At 68.5% G+C, this 21,929-nt stretch carries 22 protein-coding genes; 12 read left to right on the top strand and 10 right to left on the bottom strand.

Annotation, left to right across the window (positions count from 1 at the left end; genetic code table 11):
* Positions 1-351: a heat shock protein transcriptional repressor HspR gene (locus ACGFJ2_RS29070; protein WP_113703558.1), complete on the top strand. Its 351-nt coding sequence runs from the start codon at positions 1-3 to the stop codon at positions 349-351.
* A gap of 5 nt (positions 352-356) precedes the next feature.
* Positions 357-2,927: an ATP-dependent chaperone ClpB gene (gene clpB, locus ACGFJ2_RS29065; protein WP_393473483.1), complete on the top strand. Its 2,571-nt coding sequence runs from the start codon at positions 357-359 to the stop codon at positions 2,925-2,927.
* Positions 2,928-3,044: 117 nt separating this feature from the next.
* Here clpB and ACGFJ2_RS29060 read toward each other — a convergent pair whose 3' ends face one another.
* Complete coding sequence (locus ACGFJ2_RS29060; RefSeq protein WP_225299024.1) at positions 3,045-3,575, bottom strand: tetratricopeptide repeat protein; 531 nt, start codon at positions 3,573-3,575, stop codon at positions 3,045-3,047.
* Positions 3,576-3,739: 164 nt separating this feature from the next.
* Between ACGFJ2_RS29060 and ACGFJ2_RS29055 the strand changes: the two genes are divergently transcribed.
* Complete coding sequence (locus ACGFJ2_RS29055; RefSeq protein ID WP_358180379.1) at positions 3,740-4,105, top strand: hypothetical protein; 366 nt, start codon at positions 3,740-3,742, stop codon at positions 4,103-4,105.
* 27 nt (positions 4,106-4,132) lie between these two features.
* Here ACGFJ2_RS29055 and ACGFJ2_RS29050 read toward each other — a convergent pair whose 3' ends face one another.
* The 4 genes from ACGFJ2_RS29050 to ACGFJ2_RS29035 form a co-directional block, all read right to left on the bottom strand.
* Positions 4,133-4,834, bottom strand: a complete 702-nt coding sequence (locus ACGFJ2_RS29050; RefSeq protein ID WP_393473478.1) for a TetR family transcriptional regulator — start codon at positions 4,832-4,834, stop codon at positions 4,133-4,135.
* Between the two features lie 22 nt (positions 4,835-4,856).
* Positions 4,857-6,578, bottom strand: a complete 1,722-nt coding sequence (locus ACGFJ2_RS29045) for an SDR family oxidoreductase (RefSeq protein WP_393473475.1) — start codon at positions 6,576-6,578, stop codon at positions 4,857-4,859.
* A gap of 41 nt (positions 6,579-6,619) precedes the next feature.
* Positions 6,620-7,711, bottom strand: a complete 1,092-nt coding sequence (locus tag ACGFJ2_RS29040; protein WP_357954581.1) for a CapA family protein — start codon at positions 7,709-7,711, stop codon at positions 6,620-6,622.
* A 196-nt stretch (positions 7,712-7,907) separates the two neighbouring features.
* Entirely contained in the window at positions 7,908-8,744 is an 837-nt protein-coding gene (locus ACGFJ2_RS29035; RefSeq protein WP_357954579.1) for a helix-turn-helix transcriptional regulator, read from the bottom strand.
* 107 nt (positions 8,745-8,851) lie between these two features.
* Between ACGFJ2_RS29035 and ACGFJ2_RS29030 the strand changes: the two genes are divergently transcribed.
* The 3 genes from ACGFJ2_RS29030 to ACGFJ2_RS29020 all read left to right on the top strand — a co-directional run bounded on the left by ACGFJ2_RS29030 (position 8,852) and on the right by ACGFJ2_RS29020 (position 12,207).
* A complete protein-coding gene (locus ACGFJ2_RS29030) occupies positions 8,852-10,252 on the top strand; it encodes an MFS transporter (protein WP_393473470.1) in 1,401 nt (466 codons plus the stop codon).
* A gap of 82 nt (positions 10,253-10,334) precedes the next feature.
* Complete coding sequence (locus ACGFJ2_RS29025; protein WP_357954575.1) at positions 10,335-10,742, top strand: Fur family transcriptional regulator; 408 nt, start codon at positions 10,335-10,337, stop codon at positions 10,740-10,742.
* Positions 10,743-10,761: 19 nt separating this feature from the next.
* Positions 10,762-12,207 carry a catalase gene (locus ACGFJ2_RS29020; RefSeq protein WP_357954573.1) on the top strand — a complete coding sequence of 482 codons (1,446 nt, stop codon included), beginning with the start codon at positions 10,762-10,764 and terminating at the stop codon, positions 12,205-12,207.
* Positions 12,208-12,479: 272 nt separating this feature from the next.
* Here ACGFJ2_RS29020 and ACGFJ2_RS29015 read toward each other — a convergent pair whose 3' ends face one another.
* The gene (locus ACGFJ2_RS29015; protein WP_357954571.1) at positions 12,480-12,707 is read right to left on the bottom strand and encodes a DUF397 domain-containing protein; all 228 of its coding nucleotides are present in this window, start codon (positions 12,705-12,707) and stop codon (positions 12,480-12,482) included.
* Between the two features lie 55 nt (positions 12,708-12,762).
* The gene (locus ACGFJ2_RS29010; protein WP_357954569.1) at positions 12,763-13,626 is read right to left on the bottom strand and encodes a helix-turn-helix transcriptional regulator; all 864 of its coding nucleotides are present in this window, start codon (positions 13,624-13,626) and stop codon (positions 12,763-12,765) included.
* A 758-nt stretch (positions 13,627-14,384) separates the two neighbouring features.
* Between ACGFJ2_RS29010 and ACGFJ2_RS29005 the strand changes: the two genes are divergently transcribed.
* The 6 genes from ACGFJ2_RS29005 to ACGFJ2_RS28980 all read left to right on the top strand — a co-directional run bounded on the left by ACGFJ2_RS29005 (position 14,385) and on the right by ACGFJ2_RS28980 (position 19,948).
* Positions 14,385-14,516, top strand: coding sequence for a hypothetical protein (locus ACGFJ2_RS29005; protein ID WP_393473465.1), 132 nt, complete (start codon positions 14,385-14,387; stop codon positions 14,514-14,516).
* Position 14,517: 1 nt separating this feature from the next.
* Positions 14,518-15,159 (top strand): hypothetical protein, encoded by a 642-nt coding sequence (locus ACGFJ2_RS29000; protein ID WP_357954565.1) that lies wholly within the window; start codon positions 14,518-14,520, stop codon positions 15,157-15,159.
* Between the two features lie 147 nt (positions 15,160-15,306).
* A complete protein-coding gene (locus ACGFJ2_RS28995) occupies positions 15,307-17,496 on the top strand; it encodes a molybdopterin-dependent oxidoreductase (RefSeq protein WP_393473461.1) in 2,190 nt (729 codons plus the stop codon).
* A 1-nt stretch (position 17,497) separates the two neighbouring features.
* A complete protein-coding gene (locus tag ACGFJ2_RS28990) occupies positions 17,498-18,109 on the top strand; it encodes an HD domain-containing protein (protein WP_357954561.1) in 612 nt (203 codons plus the stop codon).
* A 30-nt stretch (positions 18,110-18,139) separates the two neighbouring features.
* Positions 18,140-19,051: a Rieske 2Fe-2S domain-containing protein gene (locus tag ACGFJ2_RS28985; RefSeq protein WP_393473458.1), complete on the top strand. Its 912-nt coding sequence runs from the start codon at positions 18,140-18,142 to the stop codon at positions 19,049-19,051.
* Between the two features lie 57 nt (positions 19,052-19,108).
* The gene (locus ACGFJ2_RS28980) at positions 19,109-19,948 is read left to right on the top strand and encodes an NAD(P)H-binding protein (RefSeq protein WP_393473455.1); all 840 of its coding nucleotides are present in this window, start codon (positions 19,109-19,111) and stop codon (positions 19,946-19,948) included.
* A gap of 1 nt (position 19,949) precedes the next feature.
* On the opposite strand, the gene ACGFJ2_RS28975 is transcribed toward ACGFJ2_RS28980, so the two are convergent.
* From ACGFJ2_RS28975 to ACGFJ2_RS28965, 3 genes are read right to left on the bottom strand one after another with little or no spacing between them, the layout of a single operon-like run.
* Positions 19,950-20,171 carry a hypothetical protein gene (locus tag ACGFJ2_RS28975; RefSeq protein WP_357954555.1) on the bottom strand — a complete coding sequence of 74 codons (222 nt, stop codon included), beginning with the start codon at positions 20,169-20,171 and terminating at the stop codon, positions 19,950-19,952.
* A 30-nt stretch (positions 20,172-20,201) separates the two neighbouring features.
* The gene (locus ACGFJ2_RS28970; protein WP_357954553.1) at positions 20,202-20,957 is read right to left on the bottom strand and encodes a sulfite exporter TauE/SafE family protein; all 756 of its coding nucleotides are present in this window, start codon (positions 20,955-20,957) and stop codon (positions 20,202-20,204) included.
* A gap of 32 nt (positions 20,958-20,989) precedes the next feature.
* Entirely contained in the window at positions 20,990-21,913 is a 924-nt protein-coding gene (locus tag ACGFJ2_RS28965; protein ID WP_357954550.1) for an SPFH domain-containing protein, read from the bottom strand.
* Positions 21,914-21,929: the final 16 nt, after the last annotated feature.

Here is a 21,929-nt window from a genome sequence, read left to right as displayed (position 1 = left end):
ATGGACGCCAACTATTTCGACCTGTCAGACGAGACTCCGGTCTATGTGATCTCGGTGGCCGCACAGCTGTCGGGCCTCCATCCGCAGACCTTGCGGCAGTACGACCGGCTCGGACTGGTCTGTCCAGGCCGCACGGCGGGGCGCGGCCGCCTCTACTCCACCCGCGACATCATCCAGCTCCGCGAGGTTCAGCGGCTCTCCCAGGAGGAGGGCATCAACCTCGCGGGCATCAAGCGGATTCTCGAGCTCGAGAACGAGGCTCTGCGGCTGCGTGAGGAGGTTCACCGCCTCCGCGCCGAGATGCAGATGGTCAGGGCGCTGATCCGCTACGAGCTGCCACCGGGGGCCTAGAACACATGGACTACAAGCTCACCCAGAAGAGCCAGGAAGCTCTCTCCGGGGCCATGCGGCGTGCCGCCGCGGAGGGCAATCCGGAGATCGCGCCCGCCCACCTGCTGACCACGCTGCTCGCCCAGACGGGCGGCACCGCCATTCCGCTGCTCGAAGCCGTCGGCGCCGACTGGAAGACGCTGCGCGCCAAGGCCGAGGAGCAGCTCGCCGGGCTGCCGAAGGCGCAGGGCTCCACCGTGAGCGCGCCGTCGAGCTCCCGCCAGCTGCTCACCGTGATCAACACCGCGGCGCAACGGGCCAAGCGGCTCGAAGACGAGTACGTCTCCACCGAGCACCTGCTCGTCGGCCTGTCCACCGACGGCGGCCAGGCGGCCGAGCTGCTGAAGTCCCAGGGGGCGACGCCTCAGGCGCTGCTCGACGCCTTCGAGAAGGTACGCGGTCACGCCCGTGTCACCAGTGAGACGCCCGAGGACACCTACCAGGCGCTGGAGAAATACGGCGTCGACCTGACCGAGCGGGCCCGCAACGGCAAGCTCGACCCGGTCATCGGCCGCGACTCCGAGATCCGCCGGGTCGTGCAGGTGCTGTCGCGGCGCACCAAGAACAACCCGGTGCTGATCGGCGAGCCCGGCGTCGGCAAGACGGCCGTCGTCGAGGGCCTGGCCCAGCGCATCGTGGCCGGCGACGTGCCCGAGTCGCTGCGCAACAAGCGGCTCATCTCACTCGACCTCGGCGCGATGGTCGCGGGCGCCAAATACCGCGGCGAGTTCGAGGAGCGGCTCAAGGCCGTGCTCTCCGAGATCAAGGAGAGCGACGGGCAGATCGTCACGTTCATCGACGAGCTGCACACGGTCGTCGGGGCGGGCGCCGCCGAGGGCGCGATGGACGCGGGCAACATGCTCAAGCCCATGCTGGCCCGCGGCGAGCTGCGCATGATCGGCGCCACGACGCTCGACGAATACCGCGAGCGCATCGAGAAGGACCCCGCGCTGGAGCGCCGCTTCCAGCAGGTCTACGTCGGCGAGCCCACGGTCGAGGACACGATCGCGATCCTGCGCGGGCTCAAGGGCCGCTACGAGGCCCACCACCAGGTCCAGATCGCCGACAGCGCGCTGGTCGCCGCCGCCGCGCTCTCCGACCGCTACATCACCAACCGCTTCCTGCCCGACAAGGCCATCGACCTGGTCGACGAGGCCGCCTCCCGGCTGCGCATGGAGATCGACTCGCGTCCCGTCGAGATCGACCAGCTCCAGCGCAACGTCGACCGGATGAAGATGGAGGAGCTGGCCCTTTCCAAGGAGACCGACGAGGCCTCCATCCAGCGGCTCGAACGCCTGCGCAAGGAGCTGGCCGACCGCCAGGAGGAGCTCAACGCCCTCGTCGGCCGCTGGGAGCTGGAGAAGGCCGGTCTCAACAAGGTCGGCGAGCTGAAGAAGCAGCTCGACGAGGCCAGGAGCGGCGCTGAGCGGGCGCAGCGCGACGGCGACTTCGAGGCCGCCTCCCGGCTCATGTACGCCGAGGTGCCGCGCCTGGAGCAGGCTCTGCAAGCCGCCTCCGACGCCGCGACGCCCGACCACGCCATGGTCAAGGAGGAGGTCGGCGCCGACGACATCGCCGAGGTCATCTCCTCCTGGACGGGCATCCCGGCGGGGCGGCTGCTGGAGGCTGAGACGGCCAAACTGCTGCGGATGGAGGAGGAGCTGGGGCGGCGCCTCATCGGGCAGCAGCAGGCCGTACAGGCCGTCTCGGACGCCGTACGCCGGAGCCGGGCCGGGATCTCCGACCCCGACAGGCCCACGGGCTCGTTCCTGTTCCTCGGCCCGACGGGTGTCGGCAAGACCGAGCTGGCCAAGGCGCTGGCGGAGTTCCTGTTCGACGACGAGCGGGCGATGACCCGCATCGACATGAGCGAATACTCCGAGAAGCACAGCGTCGCCCGGCTCGTCGGCGCGCCTCCCGGCTACGTCGGCTACGAGGAGGGCGGCCAGCTCACCGAGGCCGTCCGGCGGCGGCCCTACACGGTCGTGCTGCTCGACGAGGTGGAGAAGGCCCATCCCGAGGTCTTCGACATCCTGCTGCAGGTGCTCGACGACGGCCGGCTGACCGACGGCCAGGGCCGTACCGTCGACTTCCGCAACACGATCCTGATCCTCACCTCCAACATCGGCTCGCAGTTCCTGGTCGACCCCAAACTGGCCAACGGCGCCAAGCGCGAGGCCGTGATGGGCGCGGTGCGCAGCTCGTTCAAGCCGGAGTTCCTCAACCGGCTCGACGACGTGATCCTGTTCGACGCGCTCGGCTCGGAAGAGCTGACGCGCATCGTCGACCTCCAGATCGAACGCCTGGCCCAGCGGCTGGCCGACCGCAGGCTCACGCTGGAGGTCACCGACGCGGCCAGCGAGTGGCTGGCGCTCACCGGATACGACCCGATGTACGGGGCGCGCCCGCTGCGCCGCCTGGTCCAGTCGGCGATCGGCGACAAGCTGGCCAAGGCCGTGCTGTCGGGCGAGGTCGTGGACGGCGACCGGGTGCTGGTGGACCTGGGCGACGACGAGCTGTCCATCGTCCGCGGCTGAGGTCTGATACGTGACGCCCGGGAACCGATCGGTTCCCGGGCGTCACGTATCACGGCAGGTGGGCAGGCTCACGCCACCACCGGGCCGGTCACCTCCGCCCTCTCGGGACGTCCCTGGTCAGGACACCAGGGCGTCGAGGTCGTCCTCCGGTAGGCCGAGGTCAACCCTGATGCGGTAGCGAGTGCGTAGCAGGGCCACGTGCTCGGGGTCGTCCTCGTCGCAGGCCAGCACCGCCTGGGTCGCCCACTCGTGCCCAGCCCGCAGGTCACCGTAGGCGACCAGGGTCTCGGCGATCGTGTGGGCGGTCGCCGTGGTGGCTCTGCCCTCCGCACGGATGGTCTCGATGACCTCCCTGGCCTCGTCCGGCCTGTCGAGCTCGAAGAGCGTGTCGGCGATGCCGGCTCGCGGGTCGATGCTCGACTCACCACCGTCCTCCATCGCACGCTGGAAACACTCCATCGCACGCGCGGGCTGTCCCGCCGCCCGCCATTCCTCGGCGGCCAGGACCAGGATGGATGCCCTGGAAACGTCGCCCGTCGAATAGCCGAGCGCGACGTCGTACAGCCGCTTGGCCAGCGAACCGTGGTCGTCGGCCAGCAGTGCCTGCTCTAGCAGGCGATCAAGGTGCTCACGGGTCACATGCGCCACACCGCGAGACTACCGAGCCGCTTGCGGTTTTGCCCGGTCAATACACATCGCGGATCTCGCACAGGTTCGGCAACGTAGCGTTAAAGTGTGCCTACAGTCAGCGTGTCTGTGCTGGTCGGAGGGGATATTACCGTCGCGCTCGTCCGCTAGTGGAGGGAGTCGCGATGGGCCTGTCCAGGCAGATGACCTTCATTTTGGTCTGCCTCGTCGTACTGTCCGCCGTGATTCCCGGGGCGGTCGGCTACCTTTCGGCCCGACTGGAGGCCATCGAATCGGCGGAGCGAAACCTGCACGCGCTTGAGGCGAGGCTGCACACCAGGATGATCAGGGAGGCCCGCGACGCACGGTCGGTGACGTTCCTGACACCGTGCGCGCCGGGCACCGACACCTCTCGCACCCAGCCGCACCCGCCGCCCGCCTCCGCGCTCGTCCCGGAATCGGGCGACCGGCTCCAGTCCAGGTACGACCCTCGCGGCTCGACTCCCGCCTGGCTGCCGGAGCTCCTCAGAGAGCTGCACGCGGCCCACTGACGGCCCAGCAGCCCGGCGCGTGACGCTTCACGAGGGCTGTGACCCTTCATCGAGGGCCCGGGCGCCTCCCGAAGGCCACGACTTGAGCTGGCGGGACAGGAAGCCGCGGATCAGCTGCTTGGCCGCCTCGATGATCTCCGGCGCGCCGTCCGGATCGCGGCGGAAGGCCAGCTTCAGCACGGCGTCGCCCGCTTCGACCGCGACCAGCACGGCCATGTCGAGCTCCTGGCTGTCGGCCAGCCCGAACTCCTTCAGCAGCAGCCCGCGCAGCCGCCCGGCGATCACCATGTTGTTGTCGGAGTCAGAGTCGAGCAGGTTGAGGTCGACCACGTCGCCGAAGCGCAGATTCCTGAACCCGGGCACGCTCCGGTGCATGTCGACGAACTCGTCGATGATCGCGTCGACCGCCTCCCACCAGCCGCGGTAGTCCTCTTCGAGGAACCGGCGGCCGACCCGGGAGACGAACTGCTCGACGTTGCGCCGGGTCAGCTCCTGCGTGATGGCCCGCTTGTCGGGAAAGAACTGGTAGACCGACCCGATCGCGACGCCGGCTCTCTCGGCGATGCGGGTGGTGGAGAGCCCTTCGTAGCCGATCTCGTCGAGCAGCTCGGCGGTCGCGTCGAGCATCCGCTCGACGCGGCGGGCACTGCGGCGCTGCGTCGGCTGCCGCCGGAGCGGTTTGGGCGCCGCGCAGCCGTCTTCAATCATCGGGGAGGACACGTGCTCCATCTTCCCCCCAAGTGCACGATCGTTACCTGGCGAATGGCGGATTTCTCGTGACGCCGGTCACTCTCGCGAACCGGCGCAGCGCTCCCGGCGAGATCCTCGACAGCGCGTAACCGATCTTCCCTTCCGCGTTGACCGGCACAACGGCCTGGTCACGGTGTACGGCCCGGAGGATATGAGCGGCGACGCGCTCGGGCGGGTAGCCGCGGCGGGCCAGCCCTTGTTCGGCCGAGTCCCTCATGTCCGGTCCGACGTACGTGGCGTTGTGCGCGATGGGCGTGGACACGAAACCGGGGCAGATCACGCTGACCCCGATGCCCTGTCCGGCCAGTTCCGCTCTCAGGCAGTCGCTCAGCATCTTCACCGCCGCCTTCGAGGTCGAGTAGGCGGGCAGCAGTCGCGACGGTACGAACGCGGCCAGCGAGGCGATGTTGATGATGTGGCCGCCTTCTCCGCGTTCGACCATCTGGGCGGCGAACAGCCGGCAGCCGTGGATGACGCCCCACAGGTTGACGTCGAGGGTTCTGCGCCAGTCGTCGACCGAGTGGTCGAGGAACGGCCCGCTGACCGCGATCCCGGCATTGTTCACCACAATGTCCGGCACTCCATACTCAGTGCGGATATTTCTGGCGAAGTCTTCCATCTGGGTGGTGTCGGCGACATCGACTCGTACGGCGTGTGCCGTACCGCCGAAGTCCTTGGCGATGCCGTCAGCCGTACGAGCCGCCGCCTCGCGATCGAGGTCCGCGCAGACCACCTCGGCGCCGTGCGCCGCGAAGGCCCGCGCGGTGGCGCGCCCGATGCCGCTGCCCGCGCCGGTGATCACCACCAATTGCCCGTCGAACGCCTTGCGCCCCTCCTCGACGCGGGCCCCGCGCAGGCTCCTGGTGGGCGCGCCGCCATCGGCGTGGGTGGCGAACTCGGCGATCATCCTGGCGATGACGTCGGGGTGACTGCGCTGGACCCAGTGCCCGGCCGCGATCTTGCGATGCCAGAACCTGGGAACCCCCTCCCCCAGCGAGGCCAGCAGCGCCGGGCCGACGAACGGATCTCGCGTCGCCTCGATGAGCTGAACAGGCACGGCAACGTGGTCGGGCACGTCGCCGCTGGGATGGCCGCCCATGTTGCTCCGGTAGAGGTGCAGTCCGTTGCGGGCGTCGCTTCTCAGAGTGTCGGCCGGGTGGCCCGGTCTGGGTTCGAGGCCCTCGTCCCGCCGCATCGACCGCTCCAGGACCCGGGGCATGAACGTGCTCCAGGCCAGCTCGGGCAGCACCGGGAGCCGGAAGGCGCCGATGTACCAGGACCTGACCGCCTGCGCCAGGACGTCGCGCCGCCTGCCGTGCCGCATGAAGTGGCGCGCCTGCGCGAGACCCGGACCGCCGAAGCTGGTGAAGGAGGCGATGCGATCCCGGATGCCGGGACGGGACACGGCGTCCCAGCCCTGCAGCGAGCCCCAGTCGTGCCCGACCAGGTGGACCCTGGGCTTGCCGATCGCGTCGAGCACCGCCGCCAGGTCGGCCGCCAGCCGGTGGAAGGCGTAGTCACCGGTATGGCGTGGGGCCGTCGAGGCGCCCGCACCGCGTACGTCATAGCGGACCACGTGGAAGCGGTCACGCAGCCGCTCGGAGACCTCGTCCCAGACCCGGTGCGTGTCCGGATAACCGTGGACGAGCACGATCGTGGGGTCGCCGGGATCGCCTTCCTCGAAGACCGCCAGCCGTACGTCATCGGACTCGACCAAGCGCATGGCGACCTCCTATTGGACGTGGAGTCCAATGATAGATCTCGTCAAGGGCGGGCTGCCAGCCCCGTACAGGATCGCAGGGCCCGCCAGTCGGCCACCGCCTGTGTCTTGGCCGTGCCCGTCATCGGGATCGGTATACCCCCCTGGATGGTGGCGGGCGTCCACTGGTCCTTGAGCACCTTGCGGCCCTTGATGGTGAGCGTCAGCACGCCGGTCCTGCCGGTGGTACCGGGCGTGGAGTTGTAGAAGACGAAGTTGCCCAGGCCGTAGCTGACGTAGCCGTTGCCGATGTACCCGGCGCCGAGCAGGATGTGCGCGTGCCCGCCGACCACGACGTCGGCGCCCGCCTTGACCAGCTTCGGGCCGAGCGCGAGCTGCGCCGGGTTCGGGCACTTCTGCATCTCGGTGCCCCAGTGCAGGTGCACGATGACGGTGTCGGAGTTCTTGCGTGCCTGCCGTACGGCCTGGAGCAGGCGATCCTCGTCCTTGGCCGACGCGAGCCCGCCCTTGTCGGACGTAGCCGTCCAGGCCTGGATGAACTCGGCGTCGAGCACCTGCGTGGCCCCGATGATGGAGACGCGGTTGCCGTTGACGGTCTTCCTGTACGGCTTGTAGGCCTGGGTGGAGTTCGCCCCGATGCCCACGATCGGGAACTTGCTCCGCTTGATCGCCGCCAGCGAGTCGGCGAGCCCGGTCTCCATGTAGTCCATGCCGTGGTTGTTGGCCATCGACGCCACGTCGACGCCGGCGGCCTTCAGCGCGCCGAACGCCGTCTCGGGCGCCCGGAATGTGTACTGCTTGCCGGGTGCGGGCGTGCCGCCCGTGGTGATCGCCGTCTCCAGGTTGACCATCGCCAGGTCGGACGAGCGCAGCACCTGCGCGATCGGTCCGAGCGCCGTGCGCGGCGCGGCGAGCCGGTTACGAAGCCCGCCCTCGAAGTGCACGTCCCCGCCGAACGAGATCGTGTACGGCTTCCGGGCGGGGGCGGCAGGGGTGGTTTTGACGGACGCGTCCTTCGGTTTCTCCGCCGCCTGTTCGCTCTTCGGCGGCTGCTCCGACTCGGCCGCCGAGCACGCGGCGGCCGAGGCCAGCATCACGGCGAGGGGCGCCGCGAGAAGGGGGCGGGGGACTCTCATGTGCGGCTACTTCCGCTCGATCCTGACTTTCAGCCATCGAGCATGCCATGAGCGGATGAATCGCGCGCGGCCTAGGGGCGCTGACCTTCGGTCATGAGGCCGGTCATGAGGCCGAGGCACCGCAAGGTCACGGCGAGGCAGCGCCGGCCGTGGAGCGGGGTCACGACATCGAGGCAGCGCCGGCCGTGGAGCGGGGTTACGACATCGAGGCGGCGCCGGCCATGAGGCGGGTCATGGCGTCGAGGCACCGCTGGTCCTGCGGCGAGTAGACGATCATGCGGGTCTCCGGCGCCGAGGAGAGGTGGAAGCTGGTCGTGCTGAAGCCGATCCGGCCCATCTCACGGTGCTCGTACGTCTTCACCCGCGGCCCGGGCTCGGCCACGTCCTGCCTGGCCCACAGCCTGGCGAACTCCGCGCTCTCCGCGGCGAGCCGCCGGACGAAGTCCTGCCAGCACGGGTCGTCGGTGTGGCGGCTGTAGGCACCCCTGAAGACGGCGACGGCGCGCGGCAGCTCATGGTCGCGGTTGACGAGCATGGTCGTCCACGAAGGGCTGACGAACGTCTGCCAGAGCGAGTTGCGCTCGCCCTCCGGGGCGTCGACGATCTCGGGGAAGATCGTCGCGTAGGCGGGGTTCCAGGCCAGCACGTCGCAGCGGCTGTTGGTGATGCACGCGGGCATGGCGCCGAGCTGGTCGAGTATGGCCTGCATCTCCGGCGTCACCGGGGTGGAGCCGGCCAGGACGGGTGTGCCCGGCTGGCCCGCCAGCCGGTAGAGATGCTCCCGCTCGGCGGTGTCGAGCCGGAGCGTACGCGAGATCGCGTCGAGCACCTGGCTGCTGGCGTTGATCGGCCGTCCCTGCTCCAGCCACGTGTACCAGGTGACGCCCACCCCGGCGAGCTGGGCGACCTCCTCACGGCGCAGGCCGGGAGTGCGCCTGCGGGGCCCGGGCGCCAGATCGACCATCTCGGGGGTGATCCGCTCGCGCCGGGTGCGCAGGAACGCCGACAAATCGGAGCGCCTTGCCTCTGTCACGGTCACCCCTTCACTATGGTGGAGCGGGCGTAAGCCATCCAGGTGCTGTTAATACCAGTATAAAGGGGCTCTCGTTACTGGTACTGGTTTGCCGCCAGACTCTATCTATGACCCAATCTGCCCATCTTGCTCCCCCGATCCCGGCCGTACAGCCGGAGAAGGGCAAGGCCAGCGGGCTGCTCCTCGCGATCATCCTCGTAGGACAGTTCCTGGCCATCCTGAACGTCAACATCGTCAACGTGGCCACCCCGACCATCGAGGCCGATCTGCACTCATCAGGTGCCGGGCTGCAGATGATCGTGGCGGGATACACCATCGTCTACGCCGTCCTGTTGATCACCGGTGCCCGGCTCGGCGACCTGCTCGGCTACCGCAAGGCCTTTCTCGCCGGGCTCGCCTTTTTCACGATCACCACGCTGGCCGCGGGGCTCGCGCCCACGACCGGCACGCTGGTCGCCGCCCGGCTCGCCCAGGGCGCCGGGGCCGCGCTGATGATGCCCCAGGTCATGACGCTGATCCAGCGAAACTACCAGGGCGCGGCCAGAGGCCGGGCGCTGGGCCTGTGGTCGGCGGTGGTGAGCGGTGGCATCGTGGTCGGCCAGGCGCTCGGCGGGATCCTGCTCGGGCTCGGCGCCGGCTGGCGGATCGTCTTCCTCGTGCTGGTGCCGATCGGCGCGCTGCTGTTGATCGCGGGGCTTCGGGTGCTCCCCGCCGACCATGGTGGCGGCCAGGGCGGGCTCGACCCGTGGGGCCTGGTGAGCCTGTCGGCCGCCGTGCTGCTGTTCGTGGTGCCGCTCGTGCTGGGCAGGGACCTCGGCTGGCCGCTGTGGGGCTGGGCCTCGATGGCGCTGAGCGCGGTGGTCTTCGTGGTGTTCGTCCGTGTCGAGCGTTGGGTGACGGGCCGCGGCGGGCGCCCGCTGGTCAACGCGGGCGTGCTGCGCGCGCCCGGCATGCGGCCGGGGCTCGCCGTGCTGCTGCTCGGGCCGGCCACCTGGGGCGCGTTCCTGTTCACCTCGGCGCTGCACCTCCAGGGTGACCTGCGCCTGTCGCCGCTGGCCTCGGGCATGATGCTGGTGCCGTGCGCGCTGGCGTTCGCGCTCGTGGGGCTCTGCTGGCCGCTGCTGCCGCCCGGTCTGCAGCGCTCGCTCGTGCCCTTCGGCTACGTGGTGGCCGCGCCGGCCTACCTGGGCCTCGGGCTCGCCTCCGGAGGCGGCGTCCTCTACGCGGTCATGAGCGCGCTCATCGGCGCCGGGCTCGGCGTGCAGGTCGCGGTGACCAACATGGCGACCCAGCAGGTGGACGACGTCTACGCCGCCGACGCGAGCGGGGCGCTCCTCACCGTGATGCAGCTCGGCCAGGTGATCGGGGTGTCGACTGTCGGCACGCTGTTCATCTCCTTGAGCCAGGGCGGGGGCACCGGCTCCGCCTCGATGGCGACCGCCGTGGCGCTCGCGGCGCTGGCCGTACTGGCCGGAGTGAGCTCGATCTTCCTGGTACGGCGCCGCTGAGACTCTTCTTGGTACGGCCCGACCGAGACCTGTACCAGTCCTTTACTTGAATCATTCAGGTTTAGCACTAGCGTGTCCGGATATGGGGGACAACGACCTAATTCGCCAGGCAGGGCTGCGGGTGACCGCGGCCCGCTTGGCGATCATGCGGACCGTGCGCGAAGGCGACCACCTCGAGGTGGAAGCCGTTCACCGCGGCGTGCTCGACCGTGTGGGTCAGGTGTCCCTTCAGGCCGTCTACGACTCGCTGCACGCGCTGCACCAGGCCGGACTGCTCCGCAAGATCGAACCCATGGGCAGTCCGGCGCGCTACGAGGCCAGGGTGGGTGACAACCACCACCACCTGGTCTGCCGGCGCTGCGGTGCCATGACCGACGTCGACTGCGCGACCGGGCTCGCCCCGTGTCTGGTGCCCGTCGACGCGGCCGGATACGTCGTGGACGAAGCCGACGTCACCTACTGGGGCGTCTGCCCGAGCTGTCAACGATGATTTTCGGAGGACCGCGCTGATGACGAACAGGCCTATCTCCACCGACGACGCCGGCATTCCCGCGCCGAGCGACGAGCACTCGCTCTCCGTCGGCCCCAACGGCCCACTTCTTATGCAGGATCACTATCTGATCCAGAAAATGGCGCACTTCAACCGGGAACGGGTTCCCGAGCGCGTCGTACACGCCAAAGGCGGCGGCGCCCACGGTGTCATGCGGATCACCGAGGACGTCAGCCAGTTCACCAAGGCCGGCCTCTTCCAGAAGGGCAAGGAGACCCCGCTCTTCCTGCGCTTCTCGACCGTCGCCGGCGAACTCGGCAGCCCCGACACCGCCCGCGACCCACGCGGGTTCGCGATCAAGTTCTACACCGAAGAGGGCAACTACGACCTCGTCGGCAACAACACCCCGATCTTCTTCATCCGCGACCCGCAGAAGTTCTCCGACTTCATCCACAGCCAGAAGCGCCGGGCCGACACCCACCTGCGCGACAACAACATGCAGTGGGACTTCTGGACCCTGTCGCCGGAGTCGGCGCACCAGGTCACCTTCCTCATGACCGACCGCGGCATCCCCGCCTCGTGGCGGAACATGCATGGCTTCGGCTCGCACACCTTCCTCTGGTACAACGCCGGAGGTCAGAAGTTCTGGGTGAAGTACCACTTCAGGACCGAGCAGGGCATCAAGAACTACACGGGCGAAGAGGCGGCCGCGCTGCTCGTCGACCCCGACCACCACATCCGCGACCTGCACACGGCCATCGAGGCCGGCGACCATCCGTCGTGGAAGGTGAACGTGCAGATCATGCCGTTCGAAGCCGCGGCCGACTACCGCTTCAACCCGTTCGACCTGACCAAGGTGTGGCCGCACGAGGACTACCCCGAGATCACGATCGGCCGGTTCACCCTGAACCGCAACCCGCGCAACTACTTCGCGGAGGTGGAGCAGGCGGGCTTCGAGCCGTCGAACCTGGTGCCCGGCATCGGCGCCTCACCGGACAAGATGCTGCAGGGCCGCCTGTTCTCCTACCCCGACACGCACCGCTACCGGATCGGCCCCAACTACCTGCAGCTGCCGATCAACCAGCCGCGGGCCGCGGTCAATTCCTACAACTTCGACGGTCCGATGACCTTCAGCAACTCGCAGGACCCGGTGTACGCCCCCAACAGCGTCAACGGCCCGGCGGCGGACCCGGCGTTGTACGCGGGCGAGAACTACCAGGTGGCAGGCGAGATCATCCGGTCCGCGTACACCAAGCACGCGGAGGACGACGACTACGTCCAGCCGCGCGCCCTCTGGGAGAACGTGCTGTCAGAAACGGACCGCGCGCACCTGGTGAGCAACATCGTCGGGCACGCCTCGGCCCCCGAGGTCACCTCGGAGATGAAGCAGCGCGTCGTGGAGTACTGGAACAACATCCACAAGGACCTGGGCCAGGGCGTCTCCCACGGCCTCGGCCTCTCCTGACGCCGCACGTGAAACAGCCCGCGCCCATGTGCGGCGCGGGCTGTGCCCGTTGTGGGCGGTCCAAATGGAGGGCAGAGGGCTCTTCGGCTGGAGTCGTCAGACCGTACTCCGCGATTGAGGACTGATCCCCTGCTTCGAACCTGGTGTGGCTAGTTGATCTCCAACGCGGTTCAGGCCAAGATATGAAGATCTTCAGATCTCGCGTACAAGGTCGAACTGGAGTGCGTGGCGGCCCTGATGGTGTTGTGCCAGCAACCTGCCAGGGCCGTTTTTCATGAAGCGGTAGCGGCAAGCGAGGTCAGGTCGAACTCGCCATCGCGGACCCCGGCCGTAAAGGCGGCCCATTCACTCGGCGTGAAGACCAGGACGGGACCGTCCTGCTCCTTGCCGTCCCTCAAAGCGACGTTTCCGTCGGCAAGGGGTGCGACTTCGACGCAGCTGCTCGCGCCGTTGCAGAAGCTGCTCTTCTGCCAGGTCGCTACCACGGGATCGATGTACATTTTCTCCCCAAACGGGCGAAAGGGGCACCATTGCCCCTTGTTGTGATCTTTGTCGCTAGCCCCGCCACATCATGGCCTTGCGCTGGATGAGGACACGTGACTCGTCCTCGTCAAGCGCTTGGGACTCGATGTAGTCGAAGGCCGTCTCATATCCGGCTACACGTTCGAGGTCTTCGACGAAGTTGGCCGTGTAGAGCTGCTCCAGGTATACAACATCGTCGAATTCCGCGAACTTCAGATGGATGAACGCCCCCGTGTTGACGGGGTGCACCGCATCCGTCGCCAGTATCTGCACACTGACGTGCGGTAACAGCGACATCTCCAGGAGATGCTCCATCTGCGCACGCATGACCGAGGGCTCACCGAAACGACGCATCAGCGCCGGCTCGTCGAGCACGAAACGCAGCTGGGACGGCTGTGGGCGATGCAACACCCGCTGCTGCCGATCCAGGCGCGCCTCGACCCGGCTCCGGACACCGCTGTGCGTGATCCGTGAGATGCCACGGACGGAAAGGACGACCTCCCGTGCGTAGTCCTCAGTCTGGAGGAGACCAGGCACGATCTGGGGTTCCCAGTTGCGCTGGAAGGTCGCCTCCGCTTCCAGCCCGAGGAATCTTGTGTACTCCTCCGGGAGGGCGTCTTCGTAATCCTCCCACCACCCACGCTGATCCGCATCCCTCAGCAGGGCGAAGAGTTCGTCACGTTTCTCACTGTCGATCTTGTAGAGCTCTGCCAATGCCTTGATGTCCTCGGCGCTTGGCATGGTCTTGGCCGCTTCGATCCGGCTGATCTTGCTGGGACTCCAGCCCAGATCGCCGGCCGCTCTGGCTCCCGTCAGCTTCCTTCGCTCGCGGAGGAGGCGTAGCTCCTGACCGAGTCTGAGCCTGCGAACAGTCGGACTGCCCTGCTGCGATGGCACCGTCCACTCTCCTCGTCGGGAATGAAGGTGAAGGTGAAACGGGGAAAGGTCACTTAGCCGTTCGGCCAATCTTACACTGCAACTTGCACGAGCACTGCCACTGAGGCTTGCCGTAAGGGTTTCACGGAGTGAGCTTAAGGGGCAAGAGGGGGCCCAACCCGGAGCGGGACGGCAGCCGACGACCTCCCTGAACCGCTCATGCGCCAGGAGCGCCTAACAGTTGACGTGCAAGTTGCACCGCAAAATATCAAGCAAGGTCCGAAGAAAACTAAATCTTCTCTTGCTGAATGTATTGCACCAGGCCCATCCGGGAGAGACGATCGAGCCCTGGAAGGTAACCGACGGATGGGGGGCCGAGATGACGACACGGCCTACCACACCGGGCCTACCGCTCTTCATCGCTGGCGGCCACGCGGGCCGCACCTCCGGCAACGTCGCCGTCCCGGATTTGAATCTCTGCCCCAGGGAGGCCGCTTGCCGGAAGGACCCCGCACGCATCTGACTGACCACAGCGCATGTCGCTCATTCGAGCGCGCAGAAACACCAAGAAGCCGGACCCAGGCTGACCACCTATTAGCCGCTCAAAAGGGCTGCCACCCTGCGGCGCCACCGGTCATCAGCCTGCGATCCGGCGAAAGAACCCACCTCGAGTAATGCCGCGAAAGAGGTGTTCCATGTACTCACAAGGTACCAAGGGACTCAGCCGAATCAAGACCCGGATCCGGGAACTCATGGCATGGGCGGATCGAGAAATCTGCATGGAGCCGGATGAGTTCGCCTACCGGCGCGGCTGGACCGTCGCCAAGATCGGATTCGGCGCTCGTCGCTACCGCGACCCCCGATTCGACCAGCTCACGATCCCCTCCCGAATCGCCGAGGAGGTGTCCTGAGATGTCGAGGAACCCGCGCAACCAGATCTACCCCGCCAACGAGGACCTGCCGCCCACCCGTACCGGCCTGCTGGCCAGGCTCTGGCGGATTCGTACCGAGTTGCTGCTGATCGGGGCGCTCAGCCTGTTCGTGCTGACCCTCCTGGGCGCCACCCAGCAGGGCCGGTGGTGGCCGTTCATCATGCTGACCAGCGCGATCTCCGCGCCCGCGGTGACCAGGACCGGTCGCAACTGGGTGATGGCGCACTTCTGGTGCGTGGCGTCCAGGCACCGGCTGCAGAAGACCTGCCTGGAGACCACCATGCACACCCGCGCGGGCCGGATCCCGCTGGTGTTGTGGATCACGCCCACGCGTACGGGCGAGAAGGCCCTGGTGATGACCAGGGCGGGCATCTCCGCCGCGGAGTTCGAGGCGTACGCCGAGGAGATCGCGGCGGCGTGCTGGGCCAGGAGCGCCAACGTCTACCGGCACCGCAAATGGGCGCACCTGCTGATCGTGGAGATCGTCCGGCGTGAGGAGCTGCCCGGCGCCGTCTCCCCCGGACTCGACCGGCTCTACGGCCGCGCCTGGGCCTCTCTGAGGACCGACCTCGAGGAGCCCCCTGATCTGGCCAGGCCGTTCGCCCTGCCGCAGGTCGGCTGACTGCCTGCCCATGACCTGGGGAGTGGCGGCTCGGGCCTGGGCCGAACGCTCCCCAGTGCAAGCCCCGGAGACCGCGGGGGCTCCGGGGCTTCCCCATATGTGTCGTACGAGCAAAGATGAGTTCCACCGACGAACTCAGGAGCCGTGATGACGTCGACCGTTCACCGGACCTGTCCCCTGTGCGAGGCCGTGTGCGGCCTGACACTCACCCTCGACGAGGGCGGGCACGTGACGAGCGTGCGGGGCGACAAGGAGGACCCGTTCAGCAAGGGCTTCATCTGCCCCAAGGGCGCCAGCCTGGGCCGCCTGGACGAGGACCCCGACCGGCTGCGCAAGCCGCTGATCAGGGAGGGCGAGCTCTGGCGCGAGGTCGGCTGGGACGAGGCGTTCGCCGCCGTCAAGCAGGGCCTCGACCAGGTCACGGAGCGGCACGGCCGCCAATCGGTCGGCGTCTATCTCGGCAACCCCAACGTGCACAACATGGCGGGCCAGCTCTACGGCACGCCGCTGCTCAAGTCCCTCGGCACCCGCAACATCTTCTCGGCCAGCACCGCCGACCAGATGCCCAAGCACGTCGCCAGCGGGCTGATGTTCGGTCATCCGCTCGCCGTCCCGGTGCCGGACCTCGACCGGACCGACTACCTGCTCATGCTGGGCGCCAACCCGTTGGAGTCCAACGGCTCGCTGTGCACCGCGCCCGACTTCCCCGGCCGGCTCAAGGCGCTGCGCGCCCGCGGCGGCCGGCTCGTCGTGGTCGATCCCCGCCGCACCAGGACCGCCGGACTGGCCGACGAGCACGTGTTCGTACGTCCGGGCACCGACGCCTACCTGCTCTTCGGGATCACGCACACGCTCTTCGCCGAGGACCTGACCACGGTGTCCCATGAGGTCAACGGCCTGGAGGAGTTACGCGAAGCGGCCAAGCACTTCCCGCCCGAGGTGGTGTCCCGCCGCACCGGCGTGCCCGCCGAGGTGATCGTCCGGCTGGCCAGGGAGCTGGCGGCGGCCAGGACGGCGGCCGTCTACGCCAGGATCGGCACGTGTACGGCCGAGTTCGGCACGCTGGCCCAGTGGCTGGTGGACGTGCTCAACGTGCTGACCGGCAACCTCGACCGGCCCGGCGGCGCCATGTTCGCCAAACCCGCCACCGAGTTCGGCCTGGCCCGCCGCCCCTACACCGTGGGCCGGTGGAAGAGCCGGGTCAGGGGCCTGCCCGAGGCCAACGGCGAGTTGCCGGTCGCCACGCTCGCCGACGAGATCGAGACGCCCGGTGACGGGCAGATCCGGTTCCTCCTCACCGTGGCCGGCAATCCGGTGCTCTCCGCGCCACACGGCACCCGGCTCGACGCGGCCCTCGAGCGGCTCGACTTCATGATCAGCGTCGACCCCTACCTGAACGAGACCACCAAGCACGCGAACGTCATCCTGCCGCCGCCGCGGGCCCTCCAGTCGGGGCACTACGACTTCGCCCTGCTCAACTTCGCGGTGCGCAACTACGCCCGCTACTCGCCGCCGTCGCTGCCGCTGGACGGGCAGCCGTCGGAGGCGCAGATCCTGGCCCGGCTGACCATGATCGCCTCCGGGCTGGAAGGCGATCTCGACGAGTTCGTCCTCGACCAGATGCTGCGCAAGGCGGTCGGCCTGCCGGGCTCGGGCGTGGAGGGGCGCGACGTGGCCGAGCTGCGGGCCGCGCTCGAAGGCGATTGCGGGGCCGAGCGACGGCTCGACCTGATGCTCAAGCTGGGCCCGTACGGAGAGTGGACGGGCAAGGGCGACCTGTCGCTGCGCAAGCTGCTCGACAACCCGCACGGGCTGGATCTCGGGCCGCTGGAGCCCCGGCTGGGCGAGGTGCTGAGGACCGCCTCCGGGGTGATCGAGCTCGCGCCACCGCAGCTCATCGAGGACGTGGAGCGGCTGCGCGCCGGGCTGGAGCAGGAGCCGCCGGAGATCGTCCTGATCGGGCGGCGCCACCTGCGCTCCAACAACAGCTGGCTGCACAACGTGGCCCCGCTGGTCGGCGGCAGCAACACCTGCACGCTCCAGATCAACCCGGCCGACGTGGCCAGGCTCGGGCTGGACGGGGAGGCCCTGGTCCGCTCGGCCACGGGGGAGCTCAGAGTGCCGCTCGAACCCACCGACACGATCATGCCGGGCGTGGTCAGCCTGCCCCACGGCTGGGGACACGCGGGCAGCGCTCAGCTGATCGCCGCCGAACACGCCGGGGTGAGCGCGAACATACTGACCGATGAGTCGACAATCGACGTTCCGTCGGGAAATGCCGTGTTCAATGGGGTTCCGGTGACGATTTTGCCAACCGGGGTGATCACCGCACATTAAGGTGTCGCGCGTGACTATCGCACCAGAAGAGGACCGCCTGACCGCCCAGATCGCCTTCGCCGTCGAGATCGACAAGTTGAAGCGGATCATCCGCCGCAACCATCTCATGGACGGCTCACGGCGAGAGAACGACGCAGAGCACTCCTGGTACGTAGGCATGCTGGCCATGGTCCTGGCCGAGCACGCGCCACCCGACACCGACATCCAACGGGTGGTGTCCATGCTGCTCGTGCACGACCTGGTCGAGATCGACGCCGGTGACACCTTCATCTACGACACGGCCGCGGTGGCCGCCCAGCCCGCAGCGGAACGGGCCGCCGCGGACCGCATCTTCGCGTTGCTCCCGGGTGAGCAGGGGGCGGCGATGCGGGCACTCTGGGATGAGTTCGAGGCCAGGGAGACGCCGGAGGCGAAGTTCGCCCGAGCGCTCGACCGCTTCGCGCCGATCCTGGCCAACCATCACACGGAGGGCGGCACCTGGCCGCTGTTCAAGGTGACGGCCGCGCAGGTCAAGGAGAAGGTACGGCTCATCGAGGACGGCTCGCCGTCGCTCGGGGCGTACGCGCTCGAGCTGGTCGAGCTCTCCATCGCCAGGGGCCACCTGTCCGAGTGATGCCCTTATGGCCGGGGTAGGGGACTTGTCGTGAAAGAGAAAGTACGAGCGAGAAGGCGGCAGTCGCGGCGTTTCGTGGGGCCGGTCGACCTGGCCGACCGGCTCGAGAGGTCCAAAGCCATGGACGAGCCGATCCGAGTGCTGGCCAAGGCCATACGCAAGGGGATCCGGCCGGGACGGCTGCGCGACTGGCTGCACGGCGTGCCCACGGGCAAACCACTGCACCCGCCGCTCGCCACCTTCAGCCTGGGCTGCTGGACGTCTACCGCGGTGCTCGACTGGACCAGCACCGATCCCCGGGCCGCGCGACTCCTGCTGGCCACGGGCATCGGCAGCGCGCTGCCCACCGCGGCCGCCGGCCTGACCGACTGGTCGTCTCTCCATCGCGAGCAGCAGCGTGTCGGGTTCGTCCACATGCTGTCGAACGTGACCGCGCTGGGGTTCTTCTCCGCCTCGCTCCTGGCCCGGCTGCGCGGGAACGAGCGCGCCGGCAAGATGCTGACCATCGCCGGTCTGAGCGTCGGCGGTCTCGGCGCCTACCTGGGCGGGAATCTGGCCTATCGGCAGGCGGCGGGCGCCAACCACGCGCCCCAGGTGACCCATCTCGTACCGTTGGGCTGGCACGACCTTTGCCTGGTCAACGACCTGCCTCAGGGTCGCCCCGTGTCGCGGCGGCTCGGTTACATCCAGCTCTTCGTACTGCGGCACAGCTCCGGCGTCACCGTGCTCGCCGACCGGTGCTCGCACCTCGCGGGCCCACTCCACCAGGGCCGGCTCGTCGTGGAGAACGGCGAGGCGTGCGTGGTCTGCCCCTGGCACGGCAGCACGTTCCGGCTGGTGGACGGCTCGGTCAAGCACGGTCCGGCGACCGCGCCCGCGCCGACCTTCGAGACCCGGATCCGCAGCGACGGCACGCTCCAGGTACGGCCGAGCATGGCCTGAGCCGTTCCAGGTACGGAGCTTGACCTAAACATTGGTTGAAGTTCTACGGTCCTGTCCATGAGCAGAATTCTGGTGACCGGCGCGACCGGCAACGTAGGCAAGCACGTGGTCTCCCAGCTGGCCGGGGCGGGCCTCCAGGTCCGCGCCCTGGTCCGCGACCCGGACCGGGCGAAACTCCCGGAAGGGGTCGAGGCGGTCAAGGGCGACCTGTCCGTCCCCGAGACCTTGGAACCGGCGCTGAAGGACGTCGAATCCGTCTTCCTGATCTGGCCCGGCTTCGCCGCCGAGACCGCCCGGGACGTGGTGGAGGTCATCGCCGCCCACGCGCGCCGGGTCGTCTACCTGTCGGCCGACGTCGAGGATCTGGCCGATGGTGAATCGCCGACGCTGTTCCACCAGGAGGTGGAACGCCTGATCAGGCACACTGGCCTGAGCTGGACGTTCCTCCGGCCCGTCGGTTTCGCGGCCAACACGCTCGGCTGGGCCGACCAGGTCAGGCAGGGCGTGGTGCGCTGGCCGTACGGGGAGGCGCGCAGGTCACTGATCCACGAGAAGGACATCGCGGCGGTGGCCGTGCATGTGCTCACCTCGGCCGGGCACGCCGGGGGCAAGTACGTCCTCAGTGGGCCCGAGCAGCTGTCACAGGCCGAGCAGGCGCGGATCATCGGCGAGGCGGCCGGGCGGGAGGTCCGGTGGGCGGAGCAGCCGCTGGACGTCGCCCGCGAGCAACTGCTGGCCGCCTGGGGCGATGCCCGGTTCGTGGACGGCGCGCTCGCGGGCTGGGGCGCGTTCGTGGACACGCCGGAGCGGATCACGGACACGGTCCCGAAGCTCCTCGGCCGCCCCGCGCTGACCTTCCGTCAGTGGGCCACCGACCACGCGGCCGACTTCCGCTGACTCAGCTCTCGTCGGCCGGATGTTCCACCAGGGCCAGGATCCGGCTGGACATGAACCGCGCCGTACGCACCGCGGTGCCGCTCCTGGTCACCTCACTGACCTCGACCAGCCCCCGCCGCGTGGCCACCTCGACACGGCGGCCCGCGCGGGTGGCGGCGATCTCGTAGGTGCGCGGGGATGAGTCGCCCGCGTCGATGACGATCTCCACCCGATCACCCTTCATGTACGGATTTATACCCAGAATGCCTGGTATTTATCCGTACACCAGTTTGATAATCGCCACGATCCCCACACAAACGATGATGCCCCGCAGTACCGGAGCCGGGATGCGGCGACCGACCTTGGCCCCGACGAACCCACCCACCGTGGCCCCCAGCGCCACCGCCAGCACCGCCCACCAATCCACGTGGGCGATGAAGACGAACAGCACGGCCGCGGTGCCGTTGACGATCAGGGAGAGCACGTTCTTGGCCGCGTTCACCCGCTGCAGGGGTTCGGTCAGGAAGCTGCCGAGCAGCCCGATCAGCAGCACGCCCTGGGCCGCGCCGAAGTAGCCGCCGTAGATTCCCGCTCCCAGCACGCCGAGCCAGAGCAGCACCCCGCCGTGGGGATCGTCGTTCTCGCGCCGGGCCGACAGCCAGCCGTTGAGCTTGGGCTGCACCACGACCAGTACGCAGGCCAGCCCGATCAGCACCGGGACCACGACCTGGAAGACCCTCGGGTCGAGGAACAGCAGCAGGATCCCGCCGATCAGCGAGCCGATCGCCGAGGCGGGCCCGAGGCGCAGCAGCCGTTCGCGCTGCCCGGCGAGCTCGGCACGGTAGCCGTACGCGCCGGTGAAGGAGCCGGGCACCAGGCCGATGTTGTTGGAGACGTTCGCCACGACCGGGTCGATGCCGACGGCCACGAGCGTGGGAAAGGTGATCAGCGAGCCCGACCCGACCACCGCGTTTATGGCTCCGGCCGCGACCCCCGCCGCGAACACCGCGACCGCCTCCCACACTGTCATCCGACAGAGCTTAGAGGCGGATCCTTTCCCGGCTACCGGTCGGGGTCATCCTTGGGCGGCGAGAAGAGACCGCCCAGATTCTCCAGTGCCCGGCCCATCTCCGACGGGACGATCCAGATCTTGTTGGCGTCACCCTTGGCGATCTCGGGGAGCATCTGCAGGTATTGGTAGGCGAGCAGCCGCTGGTCCGGTTTGCCCTCGTGGATGGCCTTGAACACCATCCCGATCGCGTCGGCCTGCCCCTTGGCCCGCATGGCCTGAGCCTCGGCCTCCGCCTGGGCGCGCAGCACGGCAGCCTCCGCCTCGCCACGGGCGCGCAGGACCGCCGCCTGCTGCTCACCTTCCGCCGTCAGGATGGCCGCCTGCCGCTGCCCCTCCGCGGCCAGCACCGCGGCCCGCTTGTCGCGGTCGGCGCGCATCTGCTTCTCCATCGAGTCCTGGATGGAGGACGGCGGGTCGATGGCCTTGAGCTCGACCCGGTTGACCCGGATGCCCCACTTGCCGGTCGCCTCGTCGAGCACGCCGCGCAGCTCGGTGTTGATCTCCTCGCGGGAGGTCAGCGTGCTCTCCAGGTCCATGCCGCCGACCACGTTACGCAGCGTGGTGACGGTCAGCTGCTCGACGCCGACCAGGAAGTTGGCGATCTCGTACGTGGCCGCCTTCGGATTGGTCACCTGGAAGTAGATGACGGTGTCGATCGAGACCACGAGGTTGTCGGAGGTGATCACCGGCTGTGGCGGGAACGAGACGACCTGTTCGCGGAGGTCGATCAGATCCTTGATCCGGTCGACGAACGGCACCACCAGGTTGAGCCCCGGCTTCAGCGTGCGGTGATAGCGGCCGAGCCGCTCGATGATCGCCGCGGTCGCCTGGGGGATGATGCGGACCGTCCGCGTCACCCCGAACCCCACCGCGGCGACGACGACGATGGCGACGATGAGCTGCTCCGTGGACATGCCAACGCTCCGAGGC

Source organism: Nonomuraea sp. NPDC049028 (assembly GCF_043197735.1).
GTDB lineage: Bacteria > Actinomycetota > Actinomycetes > Streptosporangiales > Streptosporangiaceae > Nonomuraea.
This window is presented reverse-complemented; position numbering and strand designations above follow the sequence as displayed.

Coding starts and splice junctions, on each gene's coding strand:
- ACGFJ2_RS29070 (WP_113703558.1), top strand. CDS start 1: ATGGACGCCAACTATTTCGACCTGTCAGACGAGACTCCGGTCTATGTG.
- clpB (WP_393473483.1), top strand. CDS start 357: ATGGACTACAAGCTCACCCAGAAGAGCCAGGAAGCTCTCTCCGGGGCC.
- ACGFJ2_RS29055 (WP_358180379.1), top strand. CDS start 3,740: ATGGGCCTGTCCAGGCAGATGACCTTCATTTTGGTCTGCCTCGTCGTA.
- ACGFJ2_RS29050 (WP_393473478.1), bottom strand. CDS start 4,834: ATGGAGCACGTGTCCTCCCCGATGATTGAAGACGGCTGCGCGGCGCCC.
- ACGFJ2_RS29045 (WP_393473475.1), bottom strand. CDS start 6,578: ATGCGCTTGGTCGAGTCCGATGACGTACGGCTGGCGGTCTTCGAGGAA.
- ACGFJ2_RS29040 (WP_357954581.1), bottom strand. CDS start 7,711: ATGAGAGTCCCCCGCCCCCTTCTCGCGGCGCCCCTCGCCGTGATGCTG.
- ACGFJ2_RS29030 (WP_393473470.1), top strand. CDS start 8,852: ATGACCCAATCTGCCCATCTTGCTCCCCCGATCCCGGCCGTACAGCCG.
- ACGFJ2_RS29025 (WP_357954575.1), top strand. CDS start 10,335: ATGGGGGACAACGACCTAATTCGCCAGGCAGGGCTGCGGGTGACCGCG.
- ACGFJ2_RS29020 (WP_357954573.1), top strand. CDS start 10,762: ATGACGAACAGGCCTATCTCCACCGACGACGCCGGCATTCCCGCGCCG.
- ACGFJ2_RS29015 (WP_357954571.1), bottom strand. CDS start 12,707: ATGTACATCGATCCCGTGGTAGCGACCTGGCAGAAGAGCAGCTTCTGC.
- ACGFJ2_RS29005 (WP_393473465.1), top strand. CDS start 14,385: ATGGAGCCGGATGAGTTCGCCTACCGGCGCGGCTGGACCGTCGCCAAG.
- ACGFJ2_RS29000 (WP_357954565.1), top strand. CDS start 14,518: ATGTCGAGGAACCCGCGCAACCAGATCTACCCCGCCAACGAGGACCTG.
- ACGFJ2_RS28995 (WP_393473461.1), top strand. CDS start 15,307: ATGACGTCGACCGTTCACCGGACCTGTCCCCTGTGCGAGGCCGTGTGC.
- ACGFJ2_RS28980 (WP_393473455.1), top strand. CDS start 19,109: ATGAGCAGAATTCTGGTGACCGGCGCGACCGGCAACGTAGGCAAGCAC.
- ACGFJ2_RS28975 (WP_357954555.1), bottom strand. CDS start 20,171: ATGAAGGGTGATCGGGTGGAGATCGTCATCGACGCGGGCGACTCATCC.
- ACGFJ2_RS28970 (WP_357954553.1), bottom strand. CDS start 20,957: ATGACAGTGTGGGAGGCGGTCGCGGTGTTCGCGGCGGGGGTCGCGGCC.
- ACGFJ2_RS28965 (WP_357954550.1), bottom strand. CDS start 21,913: ATGTCCACGGAGCAGCTCATCGTCGCCATCGTCGTCGTCGCCGCGGTG.